Annotated in this window: 25 protein-coding genes; 19 read left to right on the top strand and 6 right to left on the bottom strand. The window is 27.1% G+C overall.

From position 1 onward, the window contains the following. Positions 1-15: 15 nt before the first annotated feature. The 7 genes from nadE (at position 16) to BUB01_RS18210 (ending at position 6096) form a co-directional block, all read left to right on the top strand. Complete coding sequence (gene nadE, locus BUB01_RS18180; protein WP_072991486.1) at positions 16-750, top strand: NAD(+) synthase; 735 nt, start codon at positions 16-18, stop codon at positions 748-750. Between the two features lie 221 nt (positions 751-971). Next, positions 972-1964 carry an ABC transporter substrate-binding protein gene (locus BUB01_RS18185; protein WP_072991489.1) on the top strand — a complete coding sequence of 331 codons (993 nt, stop codon included), beginning with the start codon at positions 972-974 and terminating at the stop codon, positions 1962-1964. Then, positions 1939-2694, top strand: coding sequence for an ABC transporter permease (locus BUB01_RS18190; RefSeq protein WP_072991491.1), 756 nt, complete (start codon positions 1939-1941; stop codon positions 2692-2694). Before BUB01_RS18185 ends, BUB01_RS18190 begins: the two co-directional genes overlap by 26 nt. 1 nt (position 2695) lies before the next feature. Beyond that, positions 2696-3364 carry an ABC transporter ATP-binding protein gene (locus BUB01_RS18195; RefSeq protein WP_072991493.1) on the top strand — a complete coding sequence of 223 codons (669 nt, stop codon included), beginning with the start codon at positions 2696-2698 and terminating at the stop codon, positions 3362-3364. Positions 3365-3596: 232 nt separating this feature from the next. Continuing rightward, positions 3597-4196: a GTP pyrophosphokinase gene (locus BUB01_RS18200; protein WP_423231130.1), complete on the top strand. Its 600-nt coding sequence runs from the start codon at positions 3597-3599 to the stop codon at positions 4194-4196. 109 nt (positions 4197-4305) lie between these two features. After that, the gene (locus tag BUB01_RS18205) at positions 4306-5085 is read left to right on the top strand and encodes a histidinol-phosphatase (RefSeq protein WP_072991498.1); all 780 of its coding nucleotides are present in this window, start codon (positions 4306-4308) and stop codon (positions 5083-5085) included. Between the two features lie 258 nt (positions 5086-5343). After that, positions 5344-6096, top strand: coding sequence for a polysaccharide deacetylase family protein (locus BUB01_RS18210; protein WP_207650003.1), 753 nt, complete (start codon positions 5344-5346; stop codon positions 6094-6096). A gap of 52 nt (positions 6097-6148) precedes the next feature. Here the strand turns inward: BUB01_RS18210 and BUB01_RS18215 are convergent, their stop codons facing one another. The 3 genes from BUB01_RS18215 to BUB01_RS18225 are packed head-to-tail and all read right to left on the bottom strand — an operon-like array spanning position 6149 to position 9141. Beyond that, positions 6149-6871, bottom strand: coding sequence for a type 1 glutamine amidotransferase (locus tag BUB01_RS18215; RefSeq protein WP_072991503.1), 723 nt, complete (start codon positions 6869-6871; stop codon positions 6149-6151). Between the two features lie 18 nt (positions 6872-6889). After that, entirely contained in the window at positions 6890-8245 is a 1356-nt protein-coding gene (locus tag BUB01_RS18220) for a Mur ligase family protein (RefSeq protein ID WP_072991506.1), read from the bottom strand. 59 nt (positions 8246-8304) lie between these two features. After that, a complete protein-coding gene (locus BUB01_RS18225) occupies positions 8305-9141 on the bottom strand; it encodes a hypothetical protein (RefSeq protein ID WP_072991510.1) in 837 nt (278 codons plus the stop codon). Between the two features lie 316 nt (positions 9142-9457). On the opposite strand from BUB01_RS18225, the gene BUB01_RS18230 reads away from it, so the two are divergent. The 4 genes from BUB01_RS18230 to BUB01_RS18245 all read left to right on the top strand — a co-directional run bounded on the left by BUB01_RS18230 (position 9458) and on the right by BUB01_RS18245 (position 14942). Further along, positions 9458-11278: a tetratricopeptide repeat protein gene (locus tag BUB01_RS18230; protein WP_072991513.1), complete on the top strand. Its 1821-nt coding sequence runs from the start codon at positions 9458-9460 to the stop codon at positions 11276-11278. 181 nt (positions 11279-11459) lie between these two features. After that, entirely contained in the window at positions 11460-12344 is an 885-nt protein-coding gene (locus BUB01_RS18235; RefSeq protein ID WP_072991517.1) for an undecaprenyl-diphosphate phosphatase, read from the top strand. Between the two features lie 377 nt (positions 12345-12721). Further along, on the top strand, positions 12722-13819 hold the full coding sequence (locus tag BUB01_RS18240; RefSeq protein WP_072991520.1) for a 6-phosphofructokinase: 1098 nt from the start codon (positions 12722-12724) through the stop codon (positions 13817-13819). Positions 13820-14162: 343 nt separating this feature from the next. Next, the gene (locus BUB01_RS18245; RefSeq protein ID WP_072991524.1) at positions 14163-14942 is read left to right on the top strand and encodes a serine hydrolase; all 780 of its coding nucleotides are present in this window, start codon (positions 14163-14165) and stop codon (positions 14940-14942) included. 87 nt (positions 14943-15029) lie between these two features. Here the strand turns inward: BUB01_RS18245 and BUB01_RS18250 are convergent, their stop codons facing one another. The 3 genes from BUB01_RS18250 to BUB01_RS18260 all read right to left on the bottom strand — a co-directional run bounded on the left by BUB01_RS18250 (position 15030) and on the right by BUB01_RS18260 (position 17299). Continuing rightward, the gene (locus BUB01_RS18250) at positions 15030-16136 is read right to left on the bottom strand and encodes a tyrosine-type recombinase/integrase (protein WP_072991527.1); all 1107 of its coding nucleotides are present in this window, start codon (positions 16134-16136) and stop codon (positions 15030-15032) included. A gap of 104 nt (positions 16137-16240) precedes the next feature. Next, positions 16241-16744 carry an ImmA/IrrE family metallo-endopeptidase gene (locus BUB01_RS18255; RefSeq protein WP_072991530.1) on the bottom strand — a complete coding sequence of 168 codons (504 nt, stop codon included), beginning with the start codon at positions 16742-16744 and terminating at the stop codon, positions 16241-16243. Between the two features lie 15 nt (positions 16745-16759). After that, complete coding sequence (locus tag BUB01_RS18260) at positions 16760-17299, bottom strand: helix-turn-helix domain-containing protein (RefSeq protein WP_072991533.1); 540 nt, start codon at positions 17297-17299, stop codon at positions 16760-16762. A 218-nt stretch (positions 17300-17517) separates the two neighbouring features. Between BUB01_RS18260 and BUB01_RS18265 the strand changes: the two genes are divergently transcribed. From BUB01_RS18265 to BUB01_RS18295, 8 genes are all read left to right on the top strand, one after another. Further along, positions 17518-17742, top strand: a complete 225-nt coding sequence (locus BUB01_RS18265) for a helix-turn-helix domain-containing protein (protein WP_072991536.1) — start codon at positions 17518-17520, stop codon at positions 17740-17742. Between the two features lie 209 nt (positions 17743-17951). Then, positions 17952-18086, top strand: coding sequence for a hypothetical protein (locus tag BUB01_RS23860; protein ID WP_278337151.1), 135 nt, complete (start codon positions 17952-17954; stop codon positions 18084-18086). A gap of 106 nt (positions 18087-18192) precedes the next feature. Next, the gene (locus tag BUB01_RS18270) at positions 18193-18498 is read left to right on the top strand and encodes a histidine kinase (protein WP_072991539.1); all 306 of its coding nucleotides are present in this window, start codon (positions 18193-18195) and stop codon (positions 18496-18498) included. A 48-nt stretch (positions 18499-18546) separates the two neighbouring features. Further along, the gene (locus BUB01_RS18275) at positions 18547-19329 is read left to right on the top strand and encodes a hypothetical protein (RefSeq protein ID WP_072991542.1); all 783 of its coding nucleotides are present in this window, start codon (positions 18547-18549) and stop codon (positions 19327-19329) included. A gap of 16 nt (positions 19330-19345) precedes the next feature. Then, a complete protein-coding gene (locus tag BUB01_RS18280; RefSeq protein ID WP_072991545.1) occupies positions 19346-19534 on the top strand; it encodes a hypothetical protein in 189 nt (62 codons plus the stop codon). Further along, on the top strand, positions 19527-20033 hold the full coding sequence (locus BUB01_RS18285; protein ID WP_072991548.1) for a sigma-70 family RNA polymerase sigma factor: 507 nt from the start codon (positions 19527-19529) through the stop codon (positions 20031-20033). Before BUB01_RS18280 ends, BUB01_RS18285 begins: the two co-directional genes overlap by 8 nt. A gap of 5 nt (positions 20034-20038) precedes the next feature. Then, a complete protein-coding gene (locus BUB01_RS18290) occupies positions 20039-21295 on the top strand; it encodes a DEAD/DEAH box helicase (protein ID WP_242958440.1) in 1257 nt (418 codons plus the stop codon). Positions 21296-21334: 39 nt separating this feature from the next. Then, a complete protein-coding gene (locus tag BUB01_RS18295) occupies positions 21335-21826 on the top strand; it encodes a hypothetical protein (protein WP_072991550.1) in 492 nt (163 codons plus the stop codon). Positions 21827-21863: the final 37 nt, after the last annotated feature.

The following is a 21863-nucleotide window of genomic DNA, read 5'->3' on the forward strand; positions in this document are numbered from 1 at the left end:
AAGAGGTGTTATAAAATGAGAGATAATTTTGATGTAAATAAAGAAAGTAAAAATATTATAAATTGGATTAAAGAATATTTTGATAATCAACCTAATGCAAAGGGAGCTATTATTGGAATTAGTGGTGGAAAAGATAGTACAATAGTAGCAAAATTATTAGTAGAAGCTTTAGGGAAAGATAGAGTGTTTGGTGTTCTAATGCCTAATGGAGATCAAAAGGATATAAGTGATAGTTTAAGGGTAGTAAAACTTCTTGAAATTAAATATAAAATAGTTAATATAGAAAAGGCTTATAATGGATTATTAGAAGGAATAAATGAAGAGGATTTATCAATTGATGCTAAAATAAATATCCCACCGAGGTTAAGAATGGCTACTTTATATGCACTAGGATCTAATATTCACTATAGAGTATGTGGAACAGGAAATAAGTCAGAAGGCTTTGTAGGATATACAACGAAATGGGGAGATAATGCTTTTGACTTTAATCCTATAGGGGATTTAACAACAGAAGAGGTTATAGCTGTTGGGGATAGTTTAGGTTTGCCATATGAATTAGTTCATAAAACCCCAAGTGATGGGTTAACAGGACAATCAGATGAAGAAAAGTTAGGTTTTTCTTATGAACAAATAAATAAATATATAGAACAAGGTTCTTGTGGTGATATAGAAATAGATAAAAAAATAAAATTAAAGAATGAATATAATAGGCATAAGACAGAATTACCTGTAAAATATATAGTGATATAATTGATAATTATTCTAAATTAGATTGGAAAGATATGCGATTTAGGTGTATACTTAAATTGCATATCTTTTTTTGAGCGCATATTATTATTTTAATAAACAAAGAATATGGAGGATTTTTGTAGATTATATGGGGTAGTTTTAAATTTGTAGAAGGTAGTGCTATAAAGGAAATGCAAATATAGTATTTTAAAAGACAAAAATGAATTTTTGGAGGTAACATAATGAAAAAAATTAGTAGTATTTTTTTAATAATTATATTGTCTTTAGGTTTATTAACTGGATGTAGTTCCAATAAGACAAACGATACTAAAGTGAAAGAAGAAAATAAAACTGTAAAAGTAACAGTTCCAGACGGATTACCTGCAATGTCTGTAGCTAAGCTAATAAAAGAAAACCCAGAAATAAGTAAAGACTATGAAGTTAAATATTCTATTGAAAAAACGCCAGAAACTCTTTCAACAAGTGTTATGAAAGAAGAACCAGATATAGCAATAGTACCGTCAAATATGGCATCGATTGCTTATAATAAAACTAAGAATTACCAAATAGCAGCAACAACTGGATTTGGATCATTTTATATAATTTCAACTGAAGATTTAAAAAGTTATAATGATTTAAAAGGGAAGACAATATTAAATATGGGAAAAGGGCTAACTCCTGATATAACAGCACAATCAATTCTTAAAGACAGAGGCATAAATATAACATCCGATGTTACATTTAACTATGTAAATGGAGTTCCTGAATTAGTTCCTATGGTAGTATCAGGAAAAGAAAAAATAGCTGTAGTACCAGAACCAGCTCTAACTGCACTTATGGAAAAGAAGAAAGATGTTAAAATATTTAAAAGCTTGAATGATGAATACAAAACATTAAATAATTCAGAATACGGATATCCTCAAGCTACATTAATAGTAAAGAAGAGTTTTTTAGCTGAGAACAAAGAATTTGTAAATAGCTTTTTATCAAATGTAGAGAAGAGTGTTATTTGGGCTAATAAAAATAAAAAAGATTTAGCTGCTTATTGTGAAAACATAGGAGTATCTACTGAAAAAGGTATAATTGAAAATTCGTTAGATAGAGCTAATATAAAATATGCATTTGTAAAAAATACAATAGAAGAATATAAGAAATATTATAAAAAGTTATTTGATTTTAACCCTAAGTCAGTAGGAGGAACTATGCCAGATGAAGGAATCTTCATGGAAAAATAAAATTCAGGTACTTTTATCAAGCATAATACTAGTTATAGTTTGGCAGATAGTAGCTTTAAAATTAGATAATCCTATATATTTACCGACAGTAGATTCTGTTTTTAAGAATTTAAATACCATAATTAAAAGTGGAGACTTTTTTTTGAATGTATATAATTCATTAAATAGAACAATAATAAGTTTTCTGCTAGCATTAATTATAGCTCTTGTATTAGGGCTAGTTGCTTCTTTAAATAAGATAATTAGAAATATGTTAAGACCTATAAATGCATTAGCAACTTCAATCCCAACTATGGTTTTGGTAGTATTGGCACTTATATGGTTTAATAAAGATAAGGCACCTTTAATAGTTGGCTTTTTTATAGTATTCCCTATACTTTATGATGGAGTTCTAAGTGGTATCTTAAATATAGATAAAAATATAATAGAGATGACAGATGTTTTTAAGGTTAAATTAAGGGATAAGTTATTAAAAGTATATTTTCCAGCTATAAAGTTTCAAATATTAAATTTGCTTGTGTCTACTTTTTCTTTAGCTTTTAAGGTTGTAATAGCAGGTGAGGTTCACGGTCAGCCACAATATGGTATAGGTACTGTAATACAATACGAAAAAATGAACTTTAATACAGACGCAATATTTGCATGGATAATAATTATAGCTATAATTTCATTTTTATTGCAAATAGTGCAAAGAATAATTAGTAAAACGATGTTTGGGTGGAAAGCTTAGTATGGAGATAAAAATAAACAATCTATATAAAAAGTTTGAAAAAAAGGTGATTTTTGAAAATTTCAATATTTCTTTTAATAAAGATGCAGTTAATATAATCCTAGGAAAGTCAGGCTGTGGTAAAACTACGTTACTTAAGATAATAAGTGGAATCATAAAAAAAGATAGTGGCGAAATTTTTATTGGAGATAGTAATGAAATAAGCTATATCTTTCAAGAAGATAGACTTGTAGAGTGGCTAACTGTAAAAGAAAATATAAAGTTAGTAATTAAAAATGATTATAAGAAAAATGAATTAGATGGAATATGTGAAAAATACTTGACATTAGTAGGTATTGAAGATTGTGCAAATTATTATCCTCAAAAGCTTAGTGGAGGCATGAGACAAAGGGTAAACATTGCAAGAGCTTTTGCTAAACCATCAAAGATTATTATAATGGATGAGCCATTTAAATCTATAGATATAAAAAATAAAGTTGATATAATGTTGGCTTTTAATAAGGTGCTTCAAAAAGAAAATAGAACTGTTTTATTTGTAACACATGATATAGATGAGGCATTTTTCTTAAAAGGAAAAATATATGTTCTAGGGGGAACACCTACTAAGGTTATAAAAGAGTTTAAAAATAATCAAGAACTAGATAAAAATGAAATAATAGCATTGTTATAGTATAAAAAGTAAGTATGTATTAAAAAAATATATACTTACTTTTTACTACGTTTATGAGCTTTGAAAAACAATTATATTTATGTTATTATATTGGAGTGTGTAAGGGATAAATTTTATTATTAAGTATAGAAAGAGTAAAGAGGAAGGATTTATGATAAAAGAGAGAGAAATAGAGAATAAAATAGTTAAGACGAATGATATAATTATAACTTCAAATGAAGTAGAGACAAAGATGGAAAAAGTACAAGAGATGTCAATGATATACAGATCGGCTATAAAGGAAATTACTACAAAGCTTGAAGTATTAGATGGAGAATTTAAAGTAAAGAGAAAAAGAAACCCTATAGAATATATAAAGTCTAGAGTTAAATCCTTAAAAAGTATCATAGGAAAACTTGAGAGGTTGGACTTAGAAGTTAGTTGCGAATCAGCACGTAGCAATTTAAATGATATAGCAGGAGTAAGAGTGGTATGTTCATTTTTAAGTGACATATATGAAATTGCGGAAATGCTTAAAAGTCAGGATGATATTACAGTTATTGCAGAAAAGGATTATATAAAGCATCCTAAACCAAATGGATATAGAAGTTTGCATCTAGTTCTAGAAATACCTGTGTTTTTCTCAGAGCATGTTGAATATGTACCTGTAGAAGTGCAAATAAGAACAATAGCGATGGATTTTTGGGCAAGCTTAGAACATAAATTATATTATAAAACATTTGAAGATGTTCCTATAAGTATAACAAGTGATTTGAAGGAATGTGCGGATGTTATTGCTAGTACTGATAGGAAAATGCAAGAAATACAAAGAAAAGTTGAAAAGTTGAATTAGAAAAAATTTTAAATTTGTGATATAATATATTTAAGGTAAAAGACCGTGCATCATAGACTTGATGTACGGTTTTAAACTTATTTTTACAATATTACTTAGGAGGAAAGTTATGAAGAGTAATTATCATACACATAATTATAGATGTAATCATGCAGTAGGAACAATTGAAGATTATGTGAAGGAAGCTATAAAGGAAGGATTTGATGAAATAGGATTTTCAGATCATATGCCTCATCCTGGAAAAGATATTGATAATTTATCTAGAATGAAATATGAAGAGTTACCAGAATATTTTAATGATATAGATAATGCTATTAGGAAATATGGAAATAAAATTTCTATAAGAAAAGGAATTGAGTGTGAATATTTTAGAGATTATGGATGGCTTTATGAAGAATTAATTAATAAACATAATGTAGACTATCTTATATTAGGAGTTCACTTTTTTCCATATAAAGGTGAATGGTATTATGTAGGTGGTACTAATTTAACAGGGGAGAAATTAGAAAGTTATGTAGATTATGTTATAGAATCTATGAAGACAGGACTATTTAAATATATTGCACACCCAGATCTTTTTGGACTTAAATATGTAGATTGGGATGAAGAGTCTATTAAAGCTTCTAAAAGAATATTGGAAGTAGCTGAAGAGTTAGATATGCCTGTAGAAATAAATGTAAATGGATTAAGAAAACCTAGAGTTAAATATAATAATGGTGAAAGATATAAATATCCAATGGATGATTTTTGGAATTTAGTAAGAAGATATAAAGTTAAGGTTATTATAGGAATTGATGCTCATAAACCTTCTGATATGAGGGATTTAGATATGGGATTAGATTTTGCTAAAAGATTTAATTTAGAGATAATAGATAAAATAGATTTATAATTACTTGTAAATATTTACTGGGAAATAATGTAATATATTTTGATGAATAATACATAAGTACCCAATTATACTATTATGTTAAATAGTATAATTGGGTACTTAATTTACATAAAATACTTTTAAATTACCAACAGTTTACTGTAATATTGATTCTATATATGGACAAATTAATATTAAATAGAAAGGGGATGGTTAATATGAAAATTGTTGGTAAAAGTTGGCTTTAATTTTATTGTTTTTATTATATTTTTTAACACCATGGTATTTGCGAATAGTATTTCAAGACCTTTTGTAATAAATGATATGGGAGAGGGAACGAATTCTTCTTCTAAATTGAAGGAAAAAGTGGTTTTTTTAACGTTTGATGATGGACCTACGACAACAAATACAAGAAAGATTCTTGATATACTTAAGAATAATAAGGTTAAAGCTAGTTTTTTTGTAGTAGGAAATAATGTTAAATTAAATATGGCAAGGGGAAATGGTGAAATACTAAAGGAGGCTTATAACTATGGAGTAGATATATATCCACATAGTGAAAGTCATGTATATAATAAAATATATAGAAGTGAAGCAGAATATATTAAGGATTTAGAGTTTTGTGAAAATACTATAAATAATAGTTTAAATAGCAATAAATTTAATAGATTTTTAAGAATGCCAGGAGGTTCTAATAATAGAAATGCTTCTCATACAATTATAAGCAATATAAGAAAGATGATAAAAGCTAAAGGTATTAGCTATATCGATTGGAATGTTTCAACTGGTGATGCCAGTTCAAAGAAATGTTCTAAAGAAAACATAATAAAGAATATAGAAAGTCATGGAGATGTTTATAATATCTCGGTGGTACTTATTCATGATGCTTATGGTAAAGAAAGTAGTGTAGATGCACTTCAAGGAATTATAGATTATTATAAAGCTAGGGGATATAAATTTAAAAGTTTAGGGGAAATGAATGACGTTGAATATAATTATTTAGTTAAAGCAAAGGTTATAAATGCAAATTAGAAAAATAAACACCATTAACTTAAATAAAATTTTAAATAATGGTGTTTGTTTTTTAATTATTTAAAGTTTTTATAATAGCTTCTTTAGCTTTTAACTCGAAATCATCATTTAAAGGTTCTAATTTTTCAATAGCATATTTATTTTTAAGCGCTAGAATTAATAGTCTATCGGCAAGTTCAGGATTTTTTGATAATAATGAACCGTGAAAGTAACTACCAAATGTATTTTTATAGATACAACCTTCATAGCCATCTTCACCATTATTTCCAAAACCATTAATGCACTTTCCTAGTGGCTTTAGATCATTTATATAAGTTCTTCCAGCATGGTTTTCAAAACCAACGTAAGTTTCATTAAAATCTTCATTATGAATTACAGTATTTCCTATGAACCTTTTTTGTCCACCTTCAGAGTAAATATTTAGAATATCTAACCCATCGAGTTTTTCACCTGTTGGAGTTGTATAGTATTTACCTAATAGTTGATAACCACCACAAATTGCTAGGAATACTTTGCTTTCTTCAATATACTGTTTAATAGCATCTCTTTTGGTGCCTATTAGGTCAGGAGATACTATTGATTGTTCATAGTCTTGACCGCCACCAAAGAATACTATATCATATAATGCTGGTTTAAATTCATCTCCAATTGATACATTTATAATATTAACTTTTATATTTCTTTTTTCTGCCCTATGTTTAAGTATAAGAATATTTCCCATATCGCCATATACATTTAAAAGATCAGGGTAAAGATGACATATATTTAATTCCATGAAATAATCTCCTTTATTTTACCAAAGTTTGTTTATATAGCCCTTATTATGTAGGTGCTTTCTATAATTTATCATAGCAGTATAAGTAGCAAGAACATAAACTTTTTTAGAGCTTGAGGAAATAATATTTTTAGTTAGGCTGTCATAGTTTTCAGAAATAATAAAGTTCTCTTCATTTAAGTTGGCTATCTTTAGACGAACAGCCATATCATAAAGTCTTTTACCAGATATATATATATTGTTCATAGGCATTTTTTGTAGTTTTTCAAAATCTACATCCCATATCCAAGAGACATCTGTTCCATCAGCATAGTTATCATTTAATAAAAAGGCTGCTGAAAAAGTTTCCTTATTTAAACATAGCATATCTAATGCTTGATTATAACCTGCTGGATTTTTAACTAAAATTATTTTAACTTCTTTTCCTTCTATATTTAGTATTTCTTGTCTACCAAATGTAGAAGTCTGTTTTAAGAAAGAGGTTTCTATAACATCATCACTTATATTAAATTCTTTAGCTATAGAATATGCACATAATGCATTATAAATATTATAGCTACCAGCTTGAGTAATAGTAAATGTAGCATCATTAAATATAACCTTAGAACCTTCAGATGTAGTTTCTAAAACTTTATTTACAGCATATTTTAAATCAGCACGTTTAAATCCGCAATTAGGACAATAGAATTTACCTAAATGATTATAAGTTATAAACTCATAACTATATGGGGCCTTACAGAATTTACAAAATTTTGCGTCTGCATTTACTTCTATAGTTGTATTCTTGTTTTCTAAATCATTAAACCCATAATATAGAATAGGATTAGGAAGTGATAAACCTCCAAGTAAAGACTCATCTCCGTTTAATAATAGCTTAGAGTTTGGAACTTTATTAATCCCTTCTAATATTTTATTTAATGTTGTATAAACTTCTCCGAATCTATCAAGTTGATCTCTGAAAAGATTTGTTATTGTTATTATTTCAGGATTTATATATTCCGTAATAAATTTAACATTAGCTTCGTCAACTTCTATAACAGCATATTTTAAATTTTTATCAGAAAATTTGAAGTTAGAGATAAAAGAGCTAACAATACCAGGAAACATATTTGCACCAGTATTATTTGTAATTACATTTAAACCTTGCTCTTTTAAAACATTATATATCATAGAAGTCGTGGTGGTCTTACCATTTGTACCAGTAACTAATATGACTTTGTAATTTTTAGCAATTACTTTTAAAATATCTTTATCTATCTTCAAAGCAATTTTTCCAGGGAAGTTGCTACCACCTTTCAAAAACTTTTTAGAAAGAAATTGTGTAAGCTTTGAACATAAGATACTTATAATTGATTTGAATTTTATTTTAGACACCACCTTACTAAATTGTTATCATTAAATTTTATACACTAAATTTTAAATTAAGGCAAATTTTATAAGCTTATAAAATTGAAAGTTTCTTTTATTTCAAATAAAAAACCTTTTGAATTCTTATTTATATTAGCTAAAAGCTCAGTTTTATTTTGAATTGCTGTAGAAGGTGTTATTTTTATACCTATAGCAGCTAATAAATCCTCTGAAAAAACAAAATTTAAGTTTAACATCATAGTATCATCGTTATTTAAATTATAGACTATTAATGAATTTTCATACCTTTCAAGGCTTAACCCAGAATTATAATTTGTAAATATTACGTTAACACCAAGATCTGCAAATAAATATAAGGATTCTTTACTATGAAAGTTTTTCAAACTAAGCATTATGGAAAAATTCTCCTTTTTCAAGGTTTTTATAGAATTAATAAGTGCTGCTAATTCTTTGGGTTCAAAATTTCCTCCATAATATAAATAAGCTATTTTATTTTTTTTAAAATCTGAGGAATACATTGTATTAGTATTTGCTAAAGGAATTTTACCTAAGGATTTTTTATCAGTATCATTTAAATCACCCATTACTAGATTTAAATTATTTTGTGATTTTAAAGCTTTAGTAGCTTGAGGTATAAAAATAAAATCTTGCTCAATTAAAGATGATTTGAAATTATCTCGATTTAGATTTTCTCCTATAGCAGATATATATATTTCAGAAGCTACTTTTGGAGTAGCTTTTTTAGGCGCTTTATTTAGTTTTGAAGTAATAGAATAAAATTCGTAGTTTACACGAATAAATACATTTTTATTAAAAAGCATTAATAGTGTACTTGAAATTAAAGCTATTATGAATATTATACATAATATCAATACTTTTTTTGAGATATCTATAGTTTTCAATTTTAGCCCTCCTAGCTAGTGACTACATAATTTATAAAAACTATTATATCATAAAGTGATAAAACTACCAATAAAGTAAGAAATGTGACAGCTTCCAAAGGTTAGAATAAGCAATATGATTTTATAAAAATTTAAAAATATTATTTGTTTGAGTTTATAATATTATGCCTGTAAGTGAGGTAATACCATCATATTTTCATAGAAATAGGTTTTAATAAAAAAATTAAAATTTAGAATTCTTCTTATGATAAAAAATGTAGATTTATATCAAAATATTTGTTAATATTAAAATAGGAGAGAATAATTAGGAGGAATTATGAAAAAAAATAGAGAGAAAATTAAAGGGATAATTGATAACGTTTTACAAGTTGTTAAAAATAAGAGTCTAAAAATAGATTTCAAAAATATAAAATTAAAGAATTTTTCACCTTCAGAGGTTAAAAAATGGGACAAAAGTAAGAAAAAGAAATTTATAATTGGAACGGGGATAGGTTTAGGCGTAATAGTTATAGCTATTTGTATTGGGGGATATATACATAAAATAAATACGATAAAAATAACTAATAACAAAGCAGAAGAATGCTTTTATAAGAATAAATACGATGATGCTATAAATGAATACTCAAAGCTTGCAAAAGATGAAAGTTGGCCAATTTGGAAGATTAAAGAAGCTGAAGTGTATTCTGTAAAAAGTAATATTGTTAAGTCTAATGATATAATAGATGAAGTTATAAAAGACAGAGAAAATTATAAAAAGAAAAATAACGGCAATGATATAAAAATTAAGGATGAAGAACTGACAAATTATATAGTATTTACTGAGTTTATGAATAAAAATTTTAATAAGGCTCTTAAAGATGGAGAGGAATATTTAAAAGAATATCCTACTAATAAGCCATTAATAAGAACTATGTTTACAGTTTATATGGCTAATGGACAAGCAGATAAGGCAATGAAACTTTTAAAGGAGTATAAGGTTGATAATACAGCATATGATTTAGCTGTCTATGCTAGAATGAATATGTTAGTTGATAATTGGGATGAAGGATATAAGCTTTTAGAAAAAGCTTATAATTTAGATAAAGATGAATATAAAGTTTATGATGTTATAGCTCAAACTTCAGCTTATAATAGAAATTTTGTTTTAGAAAAACTTTATGTATTATCACAAAAAGATGATAAGAATATAGCGTATAAAATATGGATTGCAAAAATACATTCTATGAATGAAGAATCTTCAGAAGAAGCGCTAAATATTTTAGATAGCTTAAAAGGAAAGGATTTAGGTAAATTTGCAACAGAACTTATAAGAGCTTCAGCACTTAAAAATACAGGTAAAATTAAAGAATCAGAAGAACTTTTGCAAAGTATAATAGAAAAAAATAAGGATGATTATAGAGTATATCATACAGCAGCATGGTATTATTTTAATAAAAAAGATTATAAAAAAGCTTTAGAATATTGTGATAAAAGTATATTAAAGAATAAGGAATATCCTGATAACTATGGATTCTTAATGCCAGAAATTATGCAAGCAACTAATAAGAGTAGTGAGGCAGAACCTTATTTTAGAACTGCACTATTAAAAGAGCCATTTAATTATAATATAATGATAGGAATCGCAAACTATTATTGGTATACAACTGAAAGCTCTGATAAAGCATTAGAATATTTTGGCTTAGCGTCGCTTATAAAACCTAAAGATGCAGAAGTTGTATATAATATGGCATTAATTAAACTTAAAGAAAATAAAAACGATGAAGCGGTAGAGCTTCTAAAAAAATGTATAAGTATTGATGAAGCTATACCTAAATATCATAGAACACTTGGAACTATATATGTTCAAGCAGATAAAAAGGTTGATGGGCTGAAAGAAATAAGGGCAGCCTATGCAGTTGATAAAAATGATATTTTAACATTAAATAATGCAGGGTGCTATTATATTTCAGTAGAAGGTGAAGTTGAACGTGGTATGGTAAATTTAAAGGCTGCATATACTGGACTTACAGATACAACTGATGAATATACTAAGAAGACTATTACTGAAAATTATCAAAAAGCAAAGACTTTATATGATGAATATAATAAAGAACAAGGTAATTCTATAAAAATACCTGATTTTACATTGTTCTACTAAAGTTTTAAAGAGGCAACAAATTGCCTCTTTATTTTTTTATAATATAATTTCAAAAAATTTGTTTTATGAATTTTAACTAGGTTAGTTACATAATATTAATATTAATGGACTGGACAATATTTCTATTAAATTTTATAATAGATAAGGTATATAATTTAATAACAGAAAGTGAGTGTAAAAAATGGGAATTGATTTTTTCTATATTTTAAAAGCTATTATAATAGCTATAGTTGAAGGTCTTACGGAATTTATCCCTATATCTTCAACAGGACATATGATACTTGTAGGTCAACTTATAGGGTTTGACGGAAATACAGAGTTTACAAAAGCTTTTGCAGATTTATTTGAAGTTGTAATACAGCTAGGAGCTATACTTGCAGTTGTAGTTTTATATTGGAAAAAAATAAAAGATTCAGTAGTGGAATTTTTTCAATTTATTTTTGGTAAGAAAACACAAAATACAAAGATAGGATTTAGATTTGGTATAAATGTAATTGTTGGAACTTTACCAGCTATGGTATTTGGTTTAGGATTACATAAATATATAAAACAGTATCTTTTTTCAGTAAAAACAGTTGCAATAGGTTTTATAGTTGGAGGTATATTATTAATAGTAATAGAAAATAATTTTAGAAAAAATGCTAAATCATCTAAAGTAGTTAGAGATATTGATAAAATAACTCCAGCTCAAGCATTAAAAGTAGGATTTTTTCAATGTATATCAATGTGGCCTGGAATGTCGAGAAGTGCATCTACTATAATGGGTGGATGGGTATCAGGATTAAATACAACTATAGCAGCTGAGTTTTCATTCTTTTTAGCTATACCAGCTATGGTTGGAGCTTCAGGACTTGATCTTAAAAAATTTCAATATTACAATCAAATGACACTTAATTACTGGTTAGCCTTAATTATAGGTTTTATAGTGGCATTTATAGTATCAATGTTAGTAATTGATGGATTTATAAGTTATTTAAAGAAAAAACCTATGAGAATATTTGCAATATATAGAGTAATTGCAGGATTAATCCTAGTAGGGTTTATATTTGCAGGAATAATTAAATAAATTTTACGAAAGATAAGAGTAATGAAATAACTTCATTGCTCTTTTGTATTAGAAAAAACTTTTATTTTAGAAGTGCTTTTATGAAGCCAGTTTGGACAATCAAGTTTTAGAGATTTACTTGACTTTATATTAGTTATAATGAAAGATTAGATAGTTATTTAGAAAATACTGTGAAATTAAAGCAATATTTAGAATATTATATAAAATTTTAAATATTAGCAAAATACTACTTTTCTTTATTAAAAAATTATGCTACTATTAAATAGTACTAATCCTATTAAGATTATTTGAAAACATTTGCAGTATTTTGTCGTAATTTAACTTTAAAAACTTCAAATAATATTAAAAACCATTGATGGTAGAGGGGGAAATGTGAGATGGCAGAGAAAACAAAAAAAATAGCATTACTTACTGGAGGTGGAGATTGTCCAGGATTAAACGCAGTAATTAGGGCGGTAACTAAAACAGCAATTCTACAATATGGATATGAAGTTATAGGTTACAAATTTGGATATAGAGGACTATATAATAATGATTTTATTCCTCTAACCCTTGATACTGTATCTGGAATCCTACACAGAGGTGGAACTATACTTCATAGTTCTAATAAAGATAATTTATTTGATTATCAAGTAGAGGAAAATGGGAAAATTATTAAGAAGGATGTTTCAGATGTAGCAGTTGAGAACCTAAAAAGAGAAGGTGTAGATACTTTAGTTGTTATAGGTGGAGATGGTACACTAACTTCAGCTAGAGATTTTGCTAGAAAGGGAGTAAATGTTATAGGAGTTCCTAAAACAATAGATAATGACCTTTTAGCAACTGATGTAACTTTTGGATTTAATACTGCTATAGATATTGCAACAGAAGCATTGGATAGACTTCAAACAACAGCAGCATCTCATCATAGAGTTATGCTTTTAGAGGTTATGGGAAGAAATGCAGGTTGGATTGCTTTGGAAGCAGGTATTGCAGGTTCTGCTAATGTAATTTTACTTCCAGAAATTCCTTATGATATTAACAAAATAGTTGACAAAATAAGACAGAGAGAAGCATTAGGCAAGGAATATTCAATTATAGTTGTTGCCGAAGGAGCTAAGCCAAAAAATGGAGAAGTTGTAGTTTCAAAAATAGTTGAAGATAGTCCAGATCCTATTAGATTAGGTGGGATTGCTCACAAGCTAGCAGATGATTTAGAAAAATTAATTAAAAATCATGAAGTAAGAGCTACAGTTCTTGGACATTTACAAAGAGGTGGAAATACTTCAACATATGATAGAATTTTATCTACAAGATATGGTGTTAAAGCTGTTGAATTAATTCATGAAGGCAAATTTGGTAATATGGTTTGCCTAAAGGGAGACACAACTAGTTATGTAAGTTTAGAAGATGTTATAGGTCAAACTAAGTGTGTAGATCCAGATGGAGAAATAGTTCAAACTGCTAAGAAGATAGGAATATCATTTGCTGAATAATATAGATTGTAATAACCTATGTTTAAGAATTAACTTAAGCATAGGTTATATGTTTTGTGTAAATATATATAAGAATGAATTTTTTGTAAGTTGTAAAGCAAACATTGGAATATTGTAAAATTACTTTTTAATAAATAATTAAAAATATGTTTATAATAATGTTATTATAAAATAAGTTATATTTAATAAAATAAGTTATATTTGATAAAATATAATTAAAAGACCATTGATGGTATATATAAGAAAAATTTTCAAATTAATATGCGAAACACTTCAAAATATTCTGAAAATATGATATAATTTTATCAGAGGTATAGATTATAAAAGAAAGCTGGAGGGTATTATGAAAGAGATAAAGAAATATTTAGAAACAAGAATTGGGTCATATAGTTTTTTCTTTGAAGATCTTAAAAGCGGTTTTATATATGGCTACAATGAAAACGTTCCAATGGTTGCGGCAGGCTGTATGAAACTCCCCATAGCAATAGCTTTAATAAAAAATGAAGAAGAAGGAAAGATAAACTTTTTAGATAAAGTAAAAATAGAAGGTAAAGATAAGGTTTATGGAACAGGAATAATTCACGAATTTGATGAAAGGGAATATACTATATTTGAATTATTAGTTGCGATGCTTATACAAAGCGATAATACTGCTGCTAATAAAATTATAGATATAGTTTCTATAGAAAGAATAAATGAAATTATAAAAGAAATGGGTTTAACTAATACAGTTTTAAATAGAAAAACTACAGATGAAAGAAATGTTAAACCAGAAGTTGAGAATCTTACATCAGCTAGTGATTTAGCTAGAATTTGGAGGCATCTTTATAAAACAACATATTTAAATGAAAAAAATAGTACTATGCTTATTGATATTTTAAGTAGGCAACAAATTAAGAACAAATTAGCTCTATATATACCAGATGATTTGAAATATGATATATCTAGTAAAACAGGTGATAAGCAAGGTGTTGAAAATGATACAGCACTTATACATCTACACAAAGGAAATTTTACATTTAGTGTGATGTCTACAGGTATACCAAACTCAGTCTATGGTACGGTTACATTAGCTAAGTGTGGTAAGATGATGTGGGATAACGTTATGAATAATTGGCATTAAGCCTTTGAGTCCTTGCAATTACTAAGTTGCGAGGACTTTTGTTTTTGTCGAAAAATGAATTCGTCAAAAATTCGTCAAAAATTCAAATTAAAAAATTTTACTGATTAAATCAGTAGCTTTTTTCATCATATCATCAGTTACATGAGAATAAGTTTTCATAGTCTGTTCTATATCGTGACCTAACAATTTAGCAGCTGTTTTAAAATCAATCCCGTTGCTAATTAAATTAGTAGCATAAGTGTGCCTTAATTCATGTATGCAGATACCGAATTTTCTTTGTAATTGTCTACCTAAATTAGAACTCATGCTATAAGTGCTAGTGGATTCTATTAGACGGGAATTATTTAAATTAAAATCAACAACCTTATCATTCTCTAGTTTTAATTTAATTTCTTTTAGTTGATTTAATGTTTTTGGAGGGATAGGTACAATTCTGTATGAATTCTTGGATTTTAAATCTCCAAAATTATATTTTTCTGTCAATTTATCAATTTTCCATTGCTTATTAATGTCAATTATTGATTTTTCAAAATCAATATCCCGCCATGTAAGTCCTAATATCTCACCTACCCTTAGGCCACATTTCAGAGCCAATAATGTTACGAGATAGTAATCATTACCTTTTGTTTCGTAAAAGTTCAATAATTTAATTTGTTCTTCGTTTGTTAAGGCTTTCTTGTCAGTAGAGCTTTTAGTGGATGGTAAAGTTAAATTAACAATACTAGCTACTGGAATATTATATTGTCTATGTGCAAAGTTAAGCATACATTTAAAAATAGTAGTTCTTCTCTGTATTGTTGCCAAAGAATATTTATTAGCTAATGCATTTACACATTTTTGTACATCAGCTAATTTAAGTTTTGCAACTTCTATATCATCTAAAGAAAAATAATTTAGAGATTGCTCATAATTTTTAAAAGTATTATATTCCCTGTGTGTTTTAATATGATTTAAATAGTCTTTCTTTAACTCACCAATAGTTAAATTTTCACTACCTTCAACGATATTGAGAGATTGTTTTTCTTTCAATTCCTGTAACATTTTATCAGCAGCAATTTTAGCTTTTTTAGTACCTTCTCTTGTATCTGGAAATCCTTGTTTACTTTTTTGCTTCCATTTACTCAACTTATCTTTGTAACTTATAATTACTTGAATACCATTATCCTTTTTTCTATAAGTAACATTATATTCCATAATATATTTTTAGTGAGAAATATATTAATAAGCACCAATTCTCACTAAATCCTCCTTTCTTTTTTGCTAGTGACCTTTAGGTATCTAGCAAGTTTATAATATATTTAAAAATTATTATAATTAAATAATCCACCGAAGTCCCTAATGATTCCAAAAGAGGGTTCTAATTGTAAATAATAATTACCAACAAAAATCCCCATTCCATATTGTTTTTTCCACTCATTTAGAATATTTAAAAGAGTGTCTATAGTAATGTTAAGATATTCAGCCATTTCATATATAGTAGTAACACCATACCTCATAGCTTCAACCACATCATTAGGCTCAACTAAAATTTTAAAACTATCTTTACGAGCAATAAGTTCTAATTTTTTATTTCTAATATCTTTTTGATTAGTTATATGACCAAAAGTAGTATGATGATGACCTAATTCTTCTGCCAATACTTCGTATTTATCAATTTCAGTCATATTAGAATTGATAATGATAATATTTTTTTCTTTATTGCTAATATACTTTCCACATTTTTTATTTGTACCAAGATCAAGTTCTAATACTATAACAGTCTGTTTTTCAGCTTCAATTAATAGTTTTTCATATCTAGTCAATGTAATCAACCCCAGTTATTTAAGTCTCTTTATTTCAGTCAGTATTCTTCTATCCATTTCTTCTGCCTCTTCATTTGTCAAATTATCATTATGTGCAGCAACTGTTGTAAACATATCTTCTAATGTAGCAGATAGTTCATTCTGATTTGAATACATTGGAATACAATTTAATTCAGAAACTCTTTTAGTAGCTTCCTTTTTTCCTAAATCATTTAATTTTAAAAAGTTTTCTAAAAGTTCAACTGATTGTTTACCATAAGTTTTTTGAATTGAATCTATTAATTTACCTTCATTTGCTAATTTATTAGTATCTATTGTAGAGTCAAATTTCTCTATATCTCCATTCTTTAATGAGAAGCTTTCATCAAAAAATTCATGTACGTCCATATTTAAAGCAGTTGCAATTTTTTGTATTGTGTCCATTCTAGGATTTGAATTTTTTCCGTTAATAATATCACTCAATGTAGATTGTGCCAAGTTAGCTTCTTTACATAATCTATATTTACTCCACCCTTTATTGTTAATAGATTTTAAAATTAAGTCTTTATTAAACATAAAATTAGCTCCTTTATATGTATTTCTATATAACGAAGTATACAACGGTTTAAACGATATGTCAAGTAAAACGAAGTAATTTTAAGAAAGTGGAGGTTAGTTTAGATAAGTAATCAATTATAACGGAATACTACGTTTGATAGAAACTTAATTACGTAGTATTATAAATTCAACGAAGTACTTCGTAATAAAAAACCAATGAGGGAGGTTAAATTAATATGTCAATTGGAGAAGCAATTAATGTTTTAGCACAAGAAAAACAAATTACAAAATATAGAATTGCTAAAAACGCTAATATGTCACAAACAACATTAAGTGAAATTACAAATGGAAAAAATTCAAATCCTACAATTGAAACTTTAGAAAAGATAGCAAAAGGGATTGGAGTACCTGTTTCTCATTTAATAAAGAAAGTTGAAGAATTGGGACAAATTGAAAAATAGGGAGAAAAGTAAAAATGAATAATCAATTATTAGTCAAAGAAATTAAAAATATTGATGGAATGAAATTTCATGATATATAAGGGGAATTTGGAGAAAGTAGAAATGCAATTCTTGGTAAAGAGATTTCTAATATACATGGAAGAGAGTTAAAAGTTATAAACCAAAATATTGAAGGAAATAGAATTAGGTTTAAAGATGGGATAGATATTGTGGATTTAAAAGAACAAAATTTAATTCAAACTACAATGTTTGGGAAGTGTATTCAAACTCAAATGTACAATGGAATATTTAAATCAGTAATAGTTATAAAAATGAAGCCAACTGTTAAATTTTATGAGTGTTGAGATAAATAAAAAAATAAATCTAATTTATTTTTTAAAATTTAATATCAAAATAAGATTTGATGTATGAAAAGATAACATACACTAGATAAGGAAAGGAGGATGAAATATGGAATTAAAATTGTTTTCTATTAAAGATTTATCTATTAGATGGCGGAAAGATGAAGGTACAGTAAGAAGATATGTCAGGGATGGAATATTGACTCCTTGTAAAGGTGTTCCTGGGATGATGTTTCACCCTAGATATATAGAACAGCTAGAGGGTGTCGAATTAGAAAGATTTTCGCCTATTGAAAAGAAAAGACTAGAAAAAGAATTAGAAGAATTAAAAATGCAAAATGCAAATCTTAGAAAAGTATTAGGTAATATACTAGTTGAAAGTTCTAAAATAATTAATTTAGTAGGCAAAAACTAAACACTCTACATTATACTCTATAAATTTTGTAACTAGAAAGGAGAAAAAATGAACGATATTACAGTGTTTGAGGGACAAGAAATATCAGTTATTACTGATAAAGGTCAAAAATTAATAAATTTAGTTCACGTAGCTAAGTCTTGTGGGTTATTTGAAGTAAAGGGAAATAAGGAATATGTAAATTGGAAACAGGCAGGTGGAGTAGTTAAAAAGTTTAAAAAGATAATTTCGGAAGATATTCCGAAACAATATTTAGAAGAAATAAATTACATTCTAGATGAAATAGAAAATACAGATGACCGTAACAGTATTTATATAAGTAGTTGGTTAGCTAAGAGATTAGCAGTAGAGTGTCATAGTGAAAAAGCTAATAAATTTAAAAATTTCTTGGTTACATTAGATGAGAAAAGAGAGCGTAGTGAATTAATAGTTAGTAATAATGAAGTGGCAAGTTTAGTTGGACAAACTGTTAAATCTATAGTACCAACATTAGTTACTGAAATAACAAAGCAATTTGCACCAATAATAGTAGAAACTAAAAATCAAGTAAATACAATGACTAAATTAATGTATGATCAATCTATCATATATGATCAAGATAGAGAAGACTTAAAAGCATTGATAGGATTAAGAGCTGTTAATACAAAAAAATTAACAGATAAATTAAAAGAAAGATTATCAGAAGCGCATGGAAAATATATAACTGCATCAAGCTTACAGTATATAAATGCTAAGAATAAGGTTTTTAAAGAGTTTAAGGTTACAAAGTGGGAGGATGTTCCTTCTAGTAAATATAATGCAGTTTATGCATATATAGATGAAACTATTTAGGGGAGGTTTAAATAAAATGAAGTGCAGCATAAGAGAACAATTAAAAATTAGCTGTACTAAAGATGAATTTAATGAAGCATTAGATATGACAATGGATTATATTAAATTTAATAATATCAGGTTCGGTAAAAGAACAAATATAGATCAAGTTATAAGCTTGGTTGAAACATCAATTTTAATTGTAAGAAGGTGTGAAAATGATTAGACCTGAAGATCATCTTAAGTTAGTGAGTTATGTTATAGGAAAAAAATTCAGTAATTATTTAGGTAATTTTGAATATGATGATTTGTTTCAAATGGGATGTGTTGGGTTAATAAAAGCTTGCAATACTTATGATGAGAAAAGAGGAGTATTTTCAAGCTATGCTTTTATGAATATATGGGGAATAATCCTTAAATATATAAAAGATAGTTTGAAAAATGCAGAGACAGTATCACTAGATGATTTAATTAATGAAAATACAAGATTAATTGAATTTTATCTAGTTGATGATAACAGCTTTGAAAAAGTAGAGAACATGATCTTGGTCAATGAACTTTTAAAAGAAACAACTAAATTACAAAGAAAATATATAGAATTATATTATTTTGAAGATTTAACTTTAAAAGAAATTGGAGATAAGTTTAATACGACTAAGCAAGCTATAGATTTTACTAAAAAACAAGGGTTAAAAAGAATTGCTAGAAGATGTGAAAGATTATAAAGGAGTTGATTAAAATAGAAGTTAAATTATTACCACATCAAAATAAAGCTTTAGCTGCCACTAAAGAATTTAATAGATGTGCTTATTATTTGGACATGGGATTAGGAAAAACTTTCACTGGTTCTGAAAAAATGAAAGAGCTCAATACCAAAGTAAATTTGATAATCTGCCAAAAATCAAAAATACAAGATTGGTATGAGCATTGTAAAACTTACTATGAAGATTATACCACTATTATATATTCTAAGCCAATGAAAAATATAACTGATAAAACAATAATAATTATAAATTATGATTTAGTATGGCGTAGACCAGAATTATTAGAGTTATCAGAATTCACATTAATGTTAGATGAGAGTTCATGTATTAAAAATGAAAAGTCTAATAGAACTAAGTTCATACTTAAAATGAAACCTAGTAGTGTGATTTTATTAAGTGGAACGCCTACCGGAGGGAAATATGAAGAGCTATATAGCCAATGTAAATTACTAGGGTGGAAAATTAGTAAAAAAGCTTTTTGGGAAACTTATATAGTTACTAAAAAGATGGATATTAACGGATTTAGTGTACCAATAGTAATTGGATATAAAAATATAGACAGGCTTAAAGCAAAATTACGTGAGTATGGAGCTGTATTTATGAAAACTGAAGAAGTTATAGATCTTCCAGAACAATTAGATAACATAATAAAAATAGAGTCAACTAAAGAATATAAGAAGTTTGTTAAAAATAGACTCATTGAGATTGAAGACAAAGAGTTAGTAGGAGATACAAGTTTAACTAAACTCTTATATCAAAGACAGCTTAGTTCACAATACAACAGTAATAAGACAACTATGTTAAGAGATTTATTAGAGTCTACAAATGATAGGGTGATAATATTCTATAACTTCAATGATGAGTTAGAAAAGATAGAAGATATGTGTATAAGGATGGAAAGAACAGTATCAGTAGTTAATGGTCAGCGTAAAGACTTAAGGTGTTATGAAGAAGATAATGACTCAGTAACTCTTATTCAATACCAGGCAGGAGCCATGGGATTAAATCTACAGAAAGCTAATAAGATTATATATTTTAGTTTACCTCTATCTAGTGAGTTATTCGAGCAGAGTAAAAAGCGTATTCACAGGATAGGGCAAAAGAAGAGCTGCTTTTATTACTACTTAATTACTAAAGGTAGTATTGAAGAAAAGATATATGAAGTATTAGGACAACGTAGGGATTTTACTAATAAGTTATTTGAAGAACTGGATGATAACTAATTAAATTTATAATTATAAAAATCTAAGGAGGATAAATTAATGGAATTAAAAACAGTGGAAGAGTATTCAAAAGAAATGACTAGAGGGGAATTTGATAAATTCACAGAGGTTGAAGAGTTGTGTCCTGGCAACTTAGGGTTGATGGATATAGGTTCAGAAGAATGTGATATAGAGAATTGTATAAAGTGTTGGGATAAAGCTTTAGTAGGTATTACATTTAAAGCGGCAGTACCATCATTACCAATTGAAACTATGCCAGTATTAAAGAAACTTGAAGAGTTAGAAATTCAATCTAAAAACATTAAAGAACAACAAGAAAAACTTAGAGTGGATTTAATTAAAGCTATGGAAACTCATGGAGTTAAGAAGTGGGATAACGAGGTTATGACAGTAACTTATACAGCTCCAACTACTAAAACATCAATAGATAGCAAAAAACTTAAGGAAGAATTACCAGATGTGTTTGCAAAATATAGTAAAACATCAAACGTTAAGAGCTCTATAAGAATTAAATTAAAGGGGGATAAGTAATTATGGAAACTTTATATACAGTGGATGTTAAAGAAAA

Source organism: Clostridium cavendishii DSM 21758 (assembly GCF_900141845.1).
Taxonomy (GTDB): domain Bacteria; phylum Bacillota; class Clostridia; order Clostridiales; family Clostridiaceae; genus Clostridium_AG; species Clostridium_AG cavendishii.

What these genes read in the sequence shown, in the direction of transcription:
- BUB01_RS18270 (WP_072991539.1), top strand. Translation starts at nt 18,193, where the DNA reads ATGGAATTAAAATTGTTTTCTATTAAAGATTTATCTATTAGATGGCGG.
- BUB01_RS18235 (WP_072991517.1), top strand. Translation starts at nt 11,460, where the DNA reads ATGGGAATTGATTTTTTCTATATTTTAAAAGCTATTATAATAGCTATA.
- nadE (WP_072991486.1), top strand. Translation starts at nt 16, where the DNA reads ATGAGAGATAATTTTGATGTAAATAAAGAAAGTAAAAATATTATAAAT.
- BUB01_RS18185 (WP_072991489.1), top strand. Translation starts at nt 972, where the DNA reads ATGAAAAAAATTAGTAGTATTTTTTTAATAATTATATTGTCTTTAGGT.
- BUB01_RS18285 (WP_072991548.1), top strand. Translation starts at nt 19,527, where the DNA reads ATGATTAGACCTGAAGATCATCTTAAGTTAGTGAGTTATGTTATAGGA.
- BUB01_RS18195 (WP_072991493.1), top strand. Translation starts at nt 2,696, where the DNA reads ATGGAGATAAAAATAAACAATCTATATAAAAAGTTTGAAAAAAAGGTG.
- BUB01_RS18240 (WP_072991520.1), top strand. Translation starts at nt 12,722, where the DNA reads ATGGCAGAGAAAACAAAAAAAATAGCATTACTTACTGGAGGTGGAGAT.
- BUB01_RS18250 (WP_072991527.1), bottom strand. Translation starts at nt 16,136, where the DNA reads ATGGAATATAATGTTACTTATAGAAAAAAGGATAATGGTATTCAAGTA.
- BUB01_RS18230 (WP_072991513.1), top strand. Translation starts at nt 9,458, where the DNA reads ATGAAAAAAAATAGAGAGAAAATTAAAGGGATAATTGATAACGTTTTA.
- BUB01_RS18260 (WP_072991533.1), bottom strand. Translation starts at nt 17,299, where the DNA reads ATGTTTAATAAAGACTTAATTTTAAAATCTATTAACAATAAAGGGTGG.
- BUB01_RS18210 (WP_207650003.1), top strand. Translation starts at nt 5,344, where the DNA reads ATGGTATTTGCGAATAGTATTTCAAGACCTTTTGTAATAAATGATATG.
- BUB01_RS18275 (WP_072991542.1), top strand. Translation starts at nt 18,547, where the DNA reads ATGAACGATATTACAGTGTTTGAGGGACAAGAAATATCAGTTATTACT.
- BUB01_RS18295 (WP_072991550.1), top strand. Translation starts at nt 21,335, where the DNA reads ATGGAATTAAAAACAGTGGAAGAGTATTCAAAAGAAATGACTAGAGGG.
- BUB01_RS18190 (WP_072991491.1), top strand. Translation starts at nt 1,939, where the DNA reads ATGAAGGAATCTTCATGGAAAAATAAAATTCAGGTACTTTTATCAAGC.
- BUB01_RS18205 (WP_072991498.1), top strand. Translation starts at nt 4,306, where the DNA reads ATGAAGAGTAATTATCATACACATAATTATAGATGTAATCATGCAGTA.
- BUB01_RS18215 (WP_072991503.1), bottom strand. Translation starts at nt 6,871, where the DNA reads ATGGAATTAAATATATGTCATCTTTACCCTGATCTTTTAAATGTATAT.
- BUB01_RS18280 (WP_072991545.1), top strand. Translation starts at nt 19,346, where the DNA reads ATGAAGTGCAGCATAAGAGAACAATTAAAAATTAGCTGTACTAAAGAT.
- BUB01_RS18200 (WP_423231130.1), top strand. Translation starts at nt 3,597, where the DNA reads ATGGAAAAAGTACAAGAGATGTCAATGATATACAGATCGGCTATAAAG.
- BUB01_RS18265 (WP_072991536.1), top strand. Translation starts at nt 17,518, where the DNA reads ATGTCAATTGGAGAAGCAATTAATGTTTTAGCACAAGAAAAACAAATT.
- BUB01_RS18245 (WP_072991524.1), top strand. Translation starts at nt 14,163, where the DNA reads ATGAAAGAGATAAAGAAATATTTAGAAACAAGAATTGGGTCATATAGT.